Source organism: Paenibacillus sp. FSL H7-0690 (assembly GCF_037980415.1).
Classification (GTDB): domain Bacteria; phylum Bacillota; class Bacilli; order Paenibacillales; family Paenibacillaceae; genus Paenibacillus_AQ; species Paenibacillus_AQ odorifer.
Genome location: NZ_CP150281.1, coordinates 1,358,287 through 1,372,566, shown reverse-complemented (window position 1 = coordinate 1,372,566; position 14,280 = coordinate 1,358,287). Strand labels below are relative to the sequence as shown.

Annotated in this window: 14 protein-coding genes; 2 read left to right on the top strand and 12 right to left on the bottom strand. The window is 44.9% G+C overall.

Features of this window, described 5'->3' with window-relative positions; translation table 11 throughout:
- Window positions 1–11: 11 nt before the first annotated feature.
- The 5 genes from MHI32_RS06095 to MHI32_RS06075 all read right to left on the bottom strand — a co-directional run bounded on the left by MHI32_RS06095 (window position 12) and on the right by MHI32_RS06075 (window position 5,530).
- Window positions 12–1,457 carry an ATPase, T2SS/T4P/T4SS family gene (locus MHI32_RS06095; protein ID WP_340012029.1) on the bottom strand — a complete coding sequence of 482 codons (1,446 nt, stop codon included), beginning with the start codon at window positions 1,455–1,457 and terminating at the stop codon, window positions 12–14.
- The gene (locus MHI32_RS06090) at window positions 1,454–2,518 is read right to left on the bottom strand and encodes a hypothetical protein (protein ID WP_340012028.1); all 1,065 of its coding nucleotides are present in this window, start codon (window positions 2,516–2,518) and stop codon (window positions 1,454–1,456) included. Before MHI32_RS06090 ends, MHI32_RS06095 begins: the two co-directional genes overlap by 4 nt.
- A gap of 12 nt (window positions 2,519–2,530) precedes the next feature.
- Entirely contained in the window at window positions 2,531–3,280 is a 750-nt protein-coding gene (locus MHI32_RS06085) for an SAF domain-containing protein (RefSeq protein WP_076277691.1), read from the bottom strand.
- A 175-nt stretch (window positions 3,281–3,455) separates the two neighbouring features.
- Window positions 3,456–4,355 (bottom strand): formyltetrahydrofolate deformylase, encoded by a 900-nt coding sequence (gene purU, locus MHI32_RS06080; protein WP_340012027.1) that lies wholly within the window; start codon window positions 4,353–4,355, stop codon window positions 3,456–3,458.
- A gap of 65 nt (window positions 4,356–4,420) precedes the next feature.
- Window positions 4,421–5,530: a deoxyribonuclease IV gene (locus MHI32_RS06075; RefSeq protein ID WP_076206523.1), complete on the bottom strand. Its 1,110-nt coding sequence runs from the start codon at window positions 5,528–5,530 to the stop codon at window positions 4,421–4,423.
- A gap of 172 nt (window positions 5,531–5,702) precedes the next feature.
- Here MHI32_RS06075 and MHI32_RS06070 point away from each other — a divergent pair, with 172 nt between their 5' ends.
- The gene (locus MHI32_RS06070; RefSeq protein ID WP_076128197.1) at window positions 5,703–6,164 is read left to right on the top strand and encodes a DUF2621 domain-containing protein; all 462 of its coding nucleotides are present in this window, start codon (window positions 5,703–5,705) and stop codon (window positions 6,162–6,164) included.
- A gap of 39 nt (window positions 6,165–6,203) precedes the next feature.
- Window positions 6,204–7,115, top strand: coding sequence for a TIGR01777 family oxidoreductase (locus tag MHI32_RS06065; RefSeq protein WP_076282024.1), 912 nt, complete (start codon window positions 6,204–6,206; stop codon window positions 7,113–7,115).
- Between the two features lie 27 nt (window positions 7,116–7,142).
- Here MHI32_RS06065 and MHI32_RS06060 read toward each other — a convergent pair whose 3' ends face one another.
- From MHI32_RS06060 to MHI32_RS06030, 7 genes are read right to left on the bottom strand one after another with little or no spacing between them, the layout of a single operon-like run.
- Complete coding sequence (locus MHI32_RS06060) at window positions 7,143–8,720, bottom strand: DUF6382 domain-containing protein (protein WP_340012026.1); 1,578 nt, start codon at window positions 8,718–8,720, stop codon at window positions 7,143–7,145.
- 15 nt (window positions 8,721–8,735) lie between these two features.
- The gene (locus tag MHI32_RS06055; RefSeq protein ID WP_312149731.1) at window positions 8,736–9,245 is read right to left on the bottom strand and encodes a prepilin peptidase; all 510 of its coding nucleotides are present in this window, start codon (window positions 9,243–9,245) and stop codon (window positions 8,736–8,738) included.
- Window positions 9,246–9,270: 25 nt separating this feature from the next.
- Window positions 9,271–10,251 (bottom strand): TadE/TadG family type IV pilus assembly protein, encoded by a 981-nt coding sequence (locus MHI32_RS06050; protein ID WP_340012025.1) that lies wholly within the window; start codon window positions 10,249–10,251, stop codon window positions 9,271–9,273.
- A gap of 18 nt (window positions 10,252–10,269) precedes the next feature.
- Window positions 10,270–12,498, bottom strand: coding sequence for a hypothetical protein (locus MHI32_RS06045; protein WP_340012024.1), 2,229 nt, complete (start codon window positions 12,496–12,498; stop codon window positions 10,270–10,272).
- Between the two features lie 27 nt (window positions 12,499–12,525).
- Window positions 12,526–13,197: a TadE family protein gene (locus tag MHI32_RS06040; protein ID WP_340012023.1), complete on the bottom strand. Its 672-nt coding sequence runs from the start codon at window positions 13,195–13,197 to the stop codon at window positions 12,526–12,528.
- Complete coding sequence (locus MHI32_RS06035; protein WP_036681690.1) at window positions 13,194–13,382, bottom strand: Flp1 family type IVb pilin; 189 nt, start codon at window positions 13,380–13,382, stop codon at window positions 13,194–13,196. The genes MHI32_RS06040 and MHI32_RS06035 overlap by 4 nt, the downstream gene beginning before the upstream one ends.
- A gap of 13 nt (window positions 13,383–13,395) precedes the next feature.
- Window positions 13,396–14,268 (bottom strand): type II secretion system F family protein, encoded by an 873-nt coding sequence (locus tag MHI32_RS06030; RefSeq protein ID WP_340012022.1) that lies wholly within the window; start codon window positions 14,266–14,268, stop codon window positions 13,396–13,398.
- Between the last annotated feature and the right edge of the window lie 12 nt (window positions 14,269–14,280).

Genomic DNA, 14,280 nt, shown 5'->3' with positions numbered 1-14,280 from the left:
CTGTACCTCCTTCACTCATTAAGTACTATCTTAGATTTCAAGCTTTCTTTAAGCGGCTGATCCATCGGCTTTGTTGATGCAAGTCGCCCCAGCTCTTTCTGGACAATCTGTGTAGCCTCCGCATTTTTCTTAGTCATTTTCAGCATCAGATTTTTCGTCAGCTTGTCATTATAAGACCAACACATTTCCTCCGGCTCCCAGCGCATAAGATCATTAGCAAACACTGAATTTCTATCCTCTTCGTAAAAGATTTCTGATATTCGCGCCAGCCGCTTCTTCCCGTTCGGGACACTCTCCAAAATAAACACCAGCTCGCATGATTTCAGCGCAGAAATCAAATGCCCCTTTAGACTCCCGCCAATTCTTGTCGACACAGCAAACGCACCTTGATAAGGAATGTCCTCCGAATCCACGGTGTGGAAGGTTCCGGTGATCCCGTCGTATCCTTTTTCCCCACTCCACAAATAAAATTCCCACTCGTTATAACGCATCTCTGTCATATACAAAATATTTGGGTCATGCCGCAGCGACTCTACTCCCACCTCCATCAGTTCCTCATTCGCAGCTTGAATTGGAATAATCCGATGGCCTTTAATTTGATACGGTAAAATGGATTCCGGATGTTTCTCAATCATCACTACTCCCATGCAGGAGGAAGAGCCAAGCAGTTGCTCACCAACGATCGTATTGGCAAAGGTTGTTTTTCCTGACCCTACAGCACCCGCAATAATGGTATTGCGAAACGTGGACGATAACGCCCGAATGAACTCAACCGCCTCGGCAGGAATACATTCCGTACCCGCTTGATCCTCCAAATCCAGAAAATCCACAACCTGTCGCCGCAGTGATATCGTAGTAAAACCCTCCCAGACCCTAGGTGATACCCAAATCGCAAGCCGAATAAATCTACCTGGCCAAAGCGGATCATCCATTTTGAACTCCACCGAAGGATTATCCTTGTTCAGCTTTTTATTGGGATCACTTTTTAGCAAGGAACGCTTCAGCTGCTCCACCCGATCCAGTGAAGGCATCTCATACGGGTAAGCTATAAACTCACCTTTATGGTTATAAAAAATTTGTTTCCCAATCATTTGTAATCCGGTTGACTCGCTGTATGCACGATCAGTAAACCAACGATACGCTGGTCCAAAACCCTTCCACTCGTGATACAGGGCCTCTGCCGCCGTTCGGTACGCTTCTGGAACCTTTCCAGTAAAAGGTGTTTTTCGTAAGTACTTCTCAATCTCATTCATAAAAAAGCTAACTGCCTGCGGATCGCCAATTAATGCCTTTGCATTTAGCTCGAAGTAAGCATCATCCTCACGTTCTAGCCCTTCGTTCATCTCGGTTTTCATTTTTTGTAAAAAAGCATAAAAATCTTCCTTGCCCGGTTTGCTAGTACGTAACACGCTTTGTTTTAGAGAAAAGAGTGGACGACTCGCGAGAGTTTCAATCATAGAAATATCCCTTTCTTTTTGGCCTCTGGCGCTAATCCCATCGACACCAATAGAGAATGTACCTTATCATCCACATGCTGTAGCTCTTTTTTGCCTAGAGGCAAGCTTTCCTGCAAGGGCTGGTAATACGGTAGCTCCAGCAAGATTTCAGTGCCAAATCTAAGGGCCATATTTTTGGACGAAGATATTTCCTCCACATTACTGCGGTTAATGATCAGCTGGAAATCATGCGGACGCAGATCTATATGCCCCGCAAGCTCGAATAGAGGTTCTAATCTATGTTCATGTTTAGGATGAGTGACAATCATGCGTAACGACGACTTTTGCATACCGACATACCACGCAGCACTCTCGGGAATTGAACCGAAATCAGCAATAACCACATCCGCATTTGCTCCAGCTCTAGCCAAGAAATATTCGATCTCTTCCTCCAGATAATCCTGGACACTCAAGTAGTCGTAATTACCCGGTAGATACAAATAGCCATCCTGCCTAATCAATTGCTCGAAATCTTCATCATGAATCATCTTCCCTGTAAGCTTGGGGCGCAGTTTGTCTAGACTTATCGTCGCTTTGCGGTCATACCCGGGGTCATATAAATCCAAACCAAGTACAAGAACACGTAGACCTGCCGCAGCAATTCGTCTTGCGAACAGCTTCGCCACACTCGTGCAGCCAATGCCTGGACCTGAGCCAAAAAAGCCAACCAAATTGCTCCGTTCCTCGTCATCCTCTTCCAGGATAAAACGAATCTTCTCTATCACTGCTGACGAGGTAGAACGAGGAGGAATAAAATATAGACCTAAGCTTTCACATAACATATGCACAGCTTGATAGCCGCGAATTCCCTTTTGCAGATATAAATACAGGATCATAGAGCTTGGATATTTGTATCGCAGCTCGCTAAGCGCTTGAACAGATACCTGGTCACTAGTAACCATTAACATATGACCTTCGGTATGCGCCGGATCGGGATACACGTTTTGTGTAACTACATTAAATCCCGCGTTTTTGATATCATTAATCGTTAACTGATCTATGCCCAGACTAAATATTTTCAAGGCAATCTCCCCCTACTCTACCCGTACGATCCACAGTTTTTTGCCCTGCTCCAAAAATTGCCCTAGCCGTTGACCCTCACTTTTCTTCAGCTTCAATTCTGGTGTCGCCACCTTGCCAGTAGAAGTGAATCGGTTATTGTTGTTGCCTTTCTCAGAATCCTGCACATCATTATTGTCTTCTGTTCGCACATAGTTCACGGTAACTCCAGATAAAAAGATCTCTTTAGCAGGATCGCTAAGCAAGCTTTGTTTTTTCACCTGTTCCTCGTTTTCTTTTTTAACTGTATTTGAACCAAGCGCCTCTCGCTGCTTCTCTCGCTCACCTTCTACAAGATAAATGTCTACCTTATCCCGGCTTCGCAACGAACCATTGATGGCATAAATAGCCTCCTTCGGAATAGGAAATATACCTTCATCCTGCAAAGGCTCTAAATCACTAACATCCACCAGTGATGCTGTCAAAATACTACCGTTAGTCAGATTCACATTCGTAATTTTGTACTCCACTTGTGCGATTTCCGTAATTACACCAGAAGGTATATCCTTGGTCTGAACAGAATCCAGATACAAATCACTTGCTTTCAGCTCATAATTTTTAGGTAGAGATTCCCCAGCTCGCACCTTAACTTTGACCACGGTTTGGGAAAGCACGTAGGGCTTGAAATAGAGATCATAACCTAGCAATCCCCCGAATCCAGTAATCAAAATGAGACTTGCGAAAAAATAATTACGTTTTAACAAACGTCCTCGCTGTAACGCCAAACCTTCCACCTCCTTAACTACATGATTTTTGAGAACGACAAAAAGCACCTTGGCATAAATAGCCAAGCTGCTGGTAAAATGCTTTTTTACCTGATAGAGATTTAGTGAACTATTAAATTAAAGGGTTCCGGTGAAAGCCCTCGGGCATAACCGTTGCTTTCACCGGAGAATACATTTATTTAAATACTACAGTTTTGTTCTGATGGACGAGAATCCGGTCCTCGATATGCCATTTCACCGCACGAGCCAGAACGACACGTTCAATGGTACGCCCAATCCGTTTCAGCTCAATAACATCATCACTGTGGCTTACCCGCTGCACATCCTGTTCAATAATCGGTCCACCATCTAGTTCTTCAGTAACATAGTGAGCGGTTGCCCCGATAATTTTCACCCCACGTTGGTACGCTTGGGCGTATGGATTGCCGCCAATAAAGGCAGGCAGGAAAGAGTGGTGAATATTAATAATCTGATGGCGATAATGCTCAATAAAGGACGGCGAGATAATCTGCATATACCGTGCCAATATAATAACATCGATATCGTCTCCGATGACCGCTAACTGGTGTTTTTCTGCTTCATCCTTAGTATCCGCTGTGACTGGAATATGATGAAATGGAATGCCAAACGACTCGACATAAGATTTCATATCCAAATGGTTACTAACGACGAGGGCAATATCGGCATCGAGATCGCCCGCTTGCCACTGCCAGAGCAGTTCAACAAGACAATGGTCTTCTTTAGAGACGAATATGGCAAGTTTCTTCTTATGACGAACATTAAAAATCTTCCAGTCCATCTTAAAACGCTCCGCCACTCCGCCAAATTGAGAGCGAATCTCTTCCAGACGATCGCCTAATTCAGGTAGGTCAAACTCGACTCTCATAAAGAACATTCCACCATCTGGATCCATCGTATACTGATCCGACTGCACAATATTTGCGCCATGCTGATACAGAAAGTGTGATACAGCCGCCACAATTCCCGGTCCGTCAGGACAGGAAATGAGCATACGTGCCCGGTTGGAATAATGCTCGACACCTGACGAATTGTTTCTTTTTACGTGTAATTCCATGACCCTCTTCCCATCCTCTCATCTACATACGCAATCTGAAGTATAGCTTAAGCGTTCACGAGCACTTATTTGCCTGCTAACCAAGCAATTAAACGATGATTAATAGCTTCCTCGCTTAGTTGCGGGAACAGCTGGGCAGCGACAACTTCATCGTACAGACGCTCCAGTGGTTCACGTGGATCAGCTTTTTTAGCTTTGGCATCGTTCTTCAGCAGCTCCCAGACATTAAGTACATATTGACGGGAATCAATCTCCTGCTTGGCAAAAAATTCACGTAATGTTTCAACATCCTGCACGAATTCCGGTCCAAAGCGTTCAGCTACGTTACCACGCAGCAAAGCGATCTCCACCTCATACATCGGACGTTGTGTCTTAGCATCTTTACCAATCCATGGGGTCTCCAGAATGAAAGGCAGACCTTCCAGCTTTTCATGGTGTACGATTTTGTTAATCGTATCAAACCCAATCCAACCCGAGCCAATTGGCGTGTGACGGTCTTTGCGAGCGCCACATGGATTTTTACTGTCATTAATGTGGATTACACCAAGACGATTCAACCCGATAGTCTCATCAAATTTGTTGAGAACACCGTCCAAATCATTAACGATATCATAACCAGCATCATGAATGTGGCAAGTATCAAGACAGACCGATAGACGTTCGTTATGTTCGACCTTAGCAATAATAGAAGCGATTTCTTCAAAACTGCGGCCGATCTCTGTTCCCTTACCAGCCATAGTTTCTAGAGCGATATGCACTTCCGTTTCATTCGTGCCTCCAAGCACCTCATTCAGGCCATCTGCAATCCGCTGAATACCATATTCAGCATCTTTATCAGTGAACGCACCAGGATGTAATACAATATGCTTGACCTCAAGTGCATGGGTACGGCGTATTTCCTCTTGCAGAAAATCAACAGCCAGTTGGTACGTATTCTCTTTATAGGAAGCGAGATTAATAATGTAAGGTGCATGGACAACAATCTCCTCTACACCATTCTCTTTCATAACTTGCTTCCCTTCGTTGGGATACATGGCATCAATCGGCTTGCGGCGCGTATTCTGCGGCGCTCCTGTATATATCATAAACGAGCTGGAACCATACTCATTTGCTTCATTTGCTGCGGTCAAAAGACCCTTGTCCGAGCAAGACACATGTGAACCTATTTTCAGCATACTTCTTCCCTCTTTCCTTCACGAATTAACCCCTATTCTACCGTGATCGGAAAAATAAATCTAGACGAGGCCAATATGCCGGGTTCTGCTTCGCAAAACTTTGGAAATAAGCTATACTTTAATATGAGAATAATTCGTGTGAGAATCCTCATTGCCAAAAGGTGGTGTATGCATGTTTATCCAATCAGGACTTGGTTTATTATCCACACCGAGCAATTGGTTTATGAACTCTATCGCTTTCTGGACATTTATGCTGCTTGGTTCCATGTGTATCGGCGGTTTTTTTATGTTCCGCAAATTCCTAAAGGTCCTGCCCAAAGCTGATGGAAAGTCAAAGCTAGACTGGCAAAATTACTGGGTGGAACGTAGCCGCCCGCTCTGGAGTGACGAAACAAAAGCCTTTTTGGACCAGCTTGTTCAGCCTGTACCTGGTCCATTTCGTGATATTGCGAAGCATTCTATTGCTGCCGAGATCGGAAAAATCGCCGTCGAGAGCAATGCAAAAGAAGTTACTCGCGATCACTGCATTAAAGGTTACATAGTTGCCACACCGCGGCGCGATAACCGTTTTCTTATCAATTTTCTCGAAAAGAATAAAATCGATTACTCTGCTTACCAGCATTTGTTTAAGTAATTTTTAATGAATTGTACGATTTAGAACGGAGGCCCTCCTTTGAAATATGTGATATGTGGCGGCACCGGTTTTATAGGTAGCGAACTAGCAAAATACTGGCTGCAAGCAGGTAATGAAGTTGCTATTGTAGGTCGGAATTTACCAAAAGACGCAACAACAATTCATCCTAAGCTGAGTTACCACACCTGGGACAGTCTAAGTTCTAATCCCGCTCCAGTGGAAAATGCAGCTGCCCTAATTAATCTCGCCGGAGCTTCCCTTAGCCAGCGCTGGAGTCCAAGTGGCAAAAAGGCGATTATGCAGTCCCGACTTGCAACCGTTTCCGCAGCAGCTAAGTTAGTAGATCAAATGAAGCAAAAACCTTCCGTAATCATTCAGGCTTCCGCCGTGGCGATTTACGGTACCTCTTTAGAGGATACTTTTAGTGAATCCTCACCAGCCCAGGTCATGGATTTCCCTTCAGAAGTAGTTAAGACATGGGAAGAGGCTTCAGATGAAACCTACCATGATATCCGCGTGGTCAAGCTGCGTACCGGAGTTGTGCTCGGCAATGAGAGCGGAGCATTCCCCAAAATGAAGCTGCCTTATTTATTAGGTTTTGGCGGCAACATTGGCTCTGGAAAGCAGTGGCTCTCTTGGATCCATCTGACGGATATTGTGCGTCTAATTGATTTCTGTACGCAAAATCCAACGATTAACGGACCTGTTAATGCGACTGCTCCACATCCGGTAACGAACGAAGAGTTCGGCAGAACGATTGGCAAAGTCTACAAACGGCCGCACTGGTTCCCTTTGCCAGCCTTCCTGTTAAAAACAGCAGTCGGGGAATTATCCGAAATCCTACTCAAAGGTCAGCGCGTCCTGCCCGCAGCGGCATTAAATCATGGCTTTGACTTTACCTTCCCTACACTTCAAGTCGCTTTAGAAGATTTGAAAAAACAAAAATTGTAGAGCCACATTCATCGTTAAAACTCACCTTCATGCTGTATGAAATGTGTAGCTTCCTTTTATAATTTTAAATGTGGTCCCCTCTGTTAGTGGATACTCTTTATACGGGACCATGGCTTCACCTTGAAAAAGCGTTCCATTTCTGGAGTCAAGATCCTTCAGAATATATCCGCTGGTGCTTCTAGATATTTCAGCGTGTACTCTAGAGGCTCCTTCTGATCTTTCCACATATTGAGCCACCTCTGCCGATCGGCCGATAATGAAGCTAGTTCGATTTAACTCGATCATTTCCGCCTCTTCACCCTCCTCACCGCTTCTTTGGAGATAAGGAATACTCCGATCCAGCTTTTCGATTTGTCGTCCTTGCTTAGGCGGTTTCTCCTGTGATAATAAAGTTGTTGGTGCTATGGCTTCTGGTGCTTTAATAGAACAATGTTCCTCTGTTAGTGATTCATGACGGGTTACCGGAACGTTAGCTGCTGAATCTGAGAATTGCGGAGTTACCTTTGGGATTGTTGCTGGAGGACGTGTAGAAGCCACAGGGTTCCTGCCAAAATTCCACTCCAATTCTTTCCGACTCGGATTACAGTTAGTATCTTCAGAATCCTCACTCAGACAATCCTCATCTTCTTTACCAACCTTTAGCCTTCCGCTCCAAACCATCCAGCTTAAAACAGCCAATACAATCGTCACAACTCCACAGACGGCAAGCCATAACGGCTTTGGACTATCCAAATATAGAAACTTCCACAGGAGTGCATCGCCTAATAGACACCCTAGCACTATATAGGTTCTTGAGCTTGAGGCTTGCGGATTCGTTACCTGCTCATCCTCCAAGCTTAGAGACACGCTCTCCTCCTCTTTTATCTTAAGATTTGGATAGCTGCTGATCCAAGGAGTAGCAGTCGGCTGCTCCAATCCCTTATCTTCGCGATGCTCATATATTTTTCTTAATGGTGGAGCTGCTGCCTCTTTCACTAGATATTCTTTTACGCCTTCATGAAGCTGTCTTTCAGGTGTAACGGGCTCTCTTTCTGTCAGCAACTCTGATAAAAGAATCTTTAAGCCAGCTGGAGTAAATCCCTCTTCACTGCAATATTGCAATAGTCTTTGCACACCACTGCCAGTTAGCTCTGTGATAGATGCCATTAACACCATGATTAGTGACTTGAGTGACTCTCCAAGCTTTGAACCAGACTTATTCTCCTGAATGGGTATGTAGGTCAGGTATACTTTACCGCTCTGTAACGACCCTTCAATAAAAATGTAATCCGCATGCAAAGCATACTGTTCCGCCCGCAGCATATATAACCTGCCATCTTCCATGCCTTGGGCAATTTGCAGCAATAACCCGAAAAATGAACTCATACTTAGCTTCTCTCCTTTGAGTAGATGACTAAGCATTTTTTTGCGTAAAACAGCGTATTCCATAGTAACCTTCATATCTATTTCTCTAAGTAACAGCCTCAAATGATGAGGAATGTCGGTGTTCATCAGCATGCGCGCCTGAATTAAATTAAGCTTCTCCGCAGGTATTTCTTCGGGTTCACCAAGGATCATATATATACCATCCTGTTGTATAAAATCACGGGTTAATCCGAACAACAAACATCACCTCCCGAACTAAAAGTATAGATAAGCGCATATGGAACCAGGAATTACTGCCAGCATGAAGGGAAATTTCAACAGTTCACTATCGTTATTTTTTAATAGAAACGGGCTCTTCCATAAAATAAATCCAGAAATTCTGCTGATGATCTTACGCGAACGACTGACCGCCTCCCGTCTCTTTAAAACAATTAACCAGCCTATTAAAGCACCAAATAGTACGGAGTACATGACGACTTGCAGCGTAAACAACATCCCTGTCCACGCTCCGATTCCAGCAAAAAGCTTAACATCCCCCGCGCCAACCGCCCCTATTAAATGCATGATCAGAAGGACTGTAAATCCTACAGCAGCTCCCCCGAAAGCCCTCAGCAGTCCATGCCAGCTATTGATCACCCCTTGTGCAAGCAGACCGGTGAGCAAGCCTGACAAGGTGATCCAGTTTGGTATTCTCATCGACTTCAAATCTGTAATCAGTGCCGCTGCTAAAAACGGTAGACATCCCCAAAATGTCCACTCTGCCATTTATTACACTCCTTTTTCCACCCTTTCACTTCACTACTGTGAACATAACCTCAACAGATCTACCATCATCCAGTTGTATAACAAACGGCCACGAGCCCGGTGTGGTATTTACACCAATTTTCCATTCCCACTCGATATATCCATCTGCATCCGCTTGTTTCCAGCCTAAATATTTGGCAGTACTGCCCCCGCTCTTATAAAAGACTGACAAGCTGGCAGTAGCATTCGGCGGTATTCTGGCACGAACCTTGCCTTGCTTATTCGCTACAGCCGGGTTCGGCTTTTCTAAGATTTCAATAAATTCATCTGGTTGGCCAGTACCGTTCCCCTCCTTGGCTATGCCTTCTCCCGTATCCCCGATCCAGAGGCGTTCAACAGCACTTGCTTCTAAAACAATACTTTGGTTTAGAAAGGGGACCTTCATCGGCAGCTTATAACTAACCACTAGCCCAAGGTAGGGACGAGTACCCTCTTTTAGCTCCGGCACCATAACATTAGATACATGAATTCGCTCATAATCCAGTAAATCTGATGTCAGGTATGGTTTCAATAAAGGTTTGATCGCAAGATCAAGTACACTTTCACTAGTCTCTGCCTGAAGCTTCTGCAACGGTCCCTCACCACTTTCTAAAGCCGACATAACCCACTCATTTAACGGCTTGGGTAAAGACTCAGCATAACTATCGCCCCAATCAGTAAGTGACAAGCGAGGAATAGTCCAATTCAGGCCAGCAGAATGATCACTGTCATCCCCTCCTGAATCATCACTTACTTCGCTGGATGTTCCCCATTTCTGCACCGCCAAAGCCGCAGGATACATATGAGTTGAGATAGACTTTACAGTGTCTGATGCTGTACTTTGCAAAGCTGTCGAATACAAGGTCATCTGTACGATAGAAATCAGGAACAGGACGAATAGCAGGAAGAACGGAAGAACCATCGCCGCTTCTACTACCATGCTACCTTCTTCCTTGTCCTCCCCTCTGATTCCATTCCCATCCCCCATCTCCTTACCAACCTCCCGCTAATAAGAATAATCAGCTTTTACTGCCCTCAGATACTTATTCCCTTGTACCTCTCCCGGAAAACCAGCAGTGTAATTCAACATTTTAACTACACCTGGCAGAAACCATAACTGCATTTGGAGCTTAATGTCCGATGATACATAGGTGTTTCTTTCCGCAGGATTTATTCCTGTGTTCAGTTGAATCAGAGCCAGCATCCGCGATAGCTGCACTTCCCCGCCTCCATGCATTATCATGAACAGTCGCAGATGATCACGGTAAGTCAGCTGCGCCGGCATATATTTGGATAAAGGAATCGCATCCTTCTCACAAAGCTGCAACATATCCTGAATGGCATGCTGGATTCCACACAACAGTGCCGCCGCTAGAACAGCCAGTGGATTTCCCAAGGTTGCCTTCTCTATAAATCCTTCCATTGTGCGAATGGACAACCTCATCGCGAATATTTCGGCATAGGCTGCGGCCACATTCCCTGCGGGATTATGAAATCCGTATAAAATGTATTCCAGCTCCTGAGCGCGAGGATCAAGCTGATCTGTGAGCTCACTAGTGTCTTCCAGAGAATTCAGTGCCAGACTAGCTAACTTTGAAACATCAAAATGCTGAAAATAAAGCGCGGAATACTCCGTTTGAAAAAGCCTGTCTCTAGCGCCCCCCATAATGCCACTCATTGCTGCATAAATCCCGTCAATATCCTTCATCGCCGAGCTTCCAGCAGCATAGGGATCTGAGGATACTTCAGATTTATCAGAGGATTGAGACTCCAATCCGTTGTTAAATGAAACATTGTCCTCATAAAATTGATGAAGGATTTGATAACGTTCCATCGAAGCTGCCGCTGCGCTACCTAGCATTCTAATTTTGTTCAGCAGTGCTCTAACCTCGCCCAGCTTGGATTTGGCTTCCCACTCTACTTGCTTACGTGCTTTATCCGAGCTGCGATGCTCTTCAAGAAAAGCCAAATCACTAGCGATAACACTTCCCTTCTTACCGTATTTTTTATAATAGTTGTCCACTACATGCGAAGCCCCTAGAACAGAGGAAATCATTTGGTAGGAATCGCCGTTGACTCCCAAAGCTTCATGCAACACTCCTGATAATCCTGTTACCGTCGGTTCAATGGACTCGTACACACTTTGCTGCATAAATAAACTATTATCCATACTACTAATGTCAGCCGAAGAGAGGATCAAGGCATCTTCCTGTTCATGCAGCTTTTTAAGCGGATCAGCGCTTATTTCCCCCGAGTTTCCCGGAATATCCCAGTCCTTAGCAGGATCGTCTGCCAGATTTACGCCACTTATTCGGGAAGCTGCCAAAACATCTCTCATCTCGTCATTCAATTGCTGCGCTTTGTTTAACGCATCCTTCGCTTCCTCCATTGATTGTCCATGTTCTTCATGAAAGGTTGTTAATAAGGATGGGAGCCGCGACAACATCTCTGAAGTTCGGCTCTGATAAAGTGCCAACTGATAAGTGTACTTTGCAGGCTTTTTACTATCACGATATAGATCTTCGTAATATTTCCCAAGATAGTCACTATACTGTGCTGGTATATCCGCGGCTGCTTGCATGCTTCCGAGCGAATGGGCCGAGATAGAATCTCCGGGCGGATTCATAATCCATAGCAGTACTCTTCTTCCACTCTCCGCCGCTTGGCTTCTCCGCTCTAACATTAGATCCAAATTCTCTTCACGTTCATCATATAAAGGTTGCAGCTTACTAAGTAATTCAGTAGCTCTTGAGGCCTCTGCCATTACGCCCGACAGCGGCTTGAATTTACCTGCCAGCTCCAAGGCGAAATCAACCGGAGCCTTATATTTCATCTCTTCCAGTATTTGATGACGAAAAACATCATAACTTCCCAGCGGCCGGCTCCATTCCAAAGAGGAGGATTCCAGTGCAAAGGGTAAGAGATTGAACGTATCCCCCCGCCCACTTTTATGCAAATTTTCATTGAGCACTTTGGACAGCAGCATATCACCATCACTATCACCGAATGCAAATAAACCGTATCTCTCACGCAATTCAACATGATATGAAGACATAACAGAGCGGATACTGGCTCTCGCCAATCGTTCCTCCTGAACGTTGAACGCAGCGATTCGCGCATAATCAATCAGCACAGCAGTAAATAGAAAGACGAAAGCCAGCACCATGATTAGAAAAATTGTAACTGAGCCTTCTGTTTTGCCCTTAGCAGGACAACCCGTAATTAGACTTTTCATTAAAACCCCCTCCCTTGAACAGAGATTTTACTTATCCTGAAGCTTGGTCAGCATAGCAGAAGCATCCTTCTTATCCATGTAAACTGCAGATCCACTACCCTCAGAGCCCCCTTTAAATTTAGCTCCAAAATAACGCATCAGGTCGACCGTACGAATAAACTCAACAGGCTCGACAATGATAGACTGGGTTTCAACAGTTGGGTTAGCTTCATCCGATAGAATGCTATCAAGCACAGGCAAGCTCAGTAGACGATTTAACTCGGCCTTTACTCTCCGTCCTGTAAGGCTGTGAGCATAACGCATAGTTCCTGGCATATTGTCCGGAATCATAGTAGACGATTGGCCCAGTTTAAGCACTGGCAATTCACTCTTCTCTGATAATTCACCGGGCAACTCTATTGTCACGCCAGCACTGCCAGCTTCTCCACCAAATAATGAGGCTAACAAGGCATCATCCCCAATTCTCCAATAAAGGGAGTCATACTCACCAGCCATGTAAGAACCAGAGACCTCCTTGTGACTGTTGTCCCAGTTGTAAGCCGCCCGCTCAGTAGCTCCTGAGGCCACTTGCAACAGCATGGACTTCTGATAGCTATACAAGCAAAAAAACAAAAGAAGCATCGTAATAAACATGACGATCGGCAACAGAAGTGACGCTTCAATAGTAAAACTGCCTTGATCACCCTTAAACTTGTTCAATCGAATACTTCCTGACTCTTTTCACCCGCCGTTTTAATTAAGGCTTCTACTACCTCTTGAATTTTGTCCTTAAACAAAAGAACAACTGCAATCAAGACAGCAATAATCAAAATCATCTCCAAAGTTCCTAAACCTTCCTCGTCTTCCCAAAAGTTCTTCATACTGTCCAACATTGTTGATACCATCAGCTTCAGCCTCCTACATTTTTAACATCAAAAATGCTGGCGTTCCCACCAGTACAATTACTATTAAAAAGATAACTACCATCGGAAAAACTAATTTAGAGGATGCTTGCTCTCCGCGCGTCCGGCTAAGTGCCTTTCGTTTATCCCACAACATCCGCGACAGATCACGTAGCGATAGCACAAAATCCGCTCCACCTCTGCGATAATTCAGCAAAACTGTCGTTGTGAATACCGATACCTCCTGCACAGCGCATCTCTTGCTAAAATTTTCAAAAGCCTGCTGGAAAGAATATCCGCCCTCCCATTCACTAGTCATAGTCATTAGCTCCTTATACAGAGGATGATTCGTATCCCCCCGGTGGCTTTCCACACAGCGAATAATAGCTCGTTGCACGGTCTCTCCTGCGCCAACCAACAACACAATACTGTTCAGCAGCTCTGGCAATTCGAGCATAATATTCTGCTCCCTAACTCTCACCTTTTTGTGCAGATCACTGACCATAGCGGTTGGTAGAGCAATTGCCAAAAACACACCCAATATCATACCTGCCTGTTCGCCACTAAATGCTGTAATCAAGCTTCCACCTACAAGCAACAGCCAGCTGTAACTTAGCATCTCACCCATGAACAGCAGGGTCCGCTCTGCGCTATAACGCATCCCATAACTGCGCCGTAGAGAACGCTGAATTCTGAACAACAGTGAGGGAAACCGACTGGCGATACCACTCTTCTCAATAAGCAGTAATAACGGTTCGCCTAACTTCCGAAGCCGTAATCCTTCCATAGGAAGACTGCGTAACGCGACATATCTGTTGCCGCATTGAATTCGCAGTAGAACCCAGACTATCAGCAAAATAACAGTAACCACCGCACATAGCCAGCGCATGATTTCACCCCC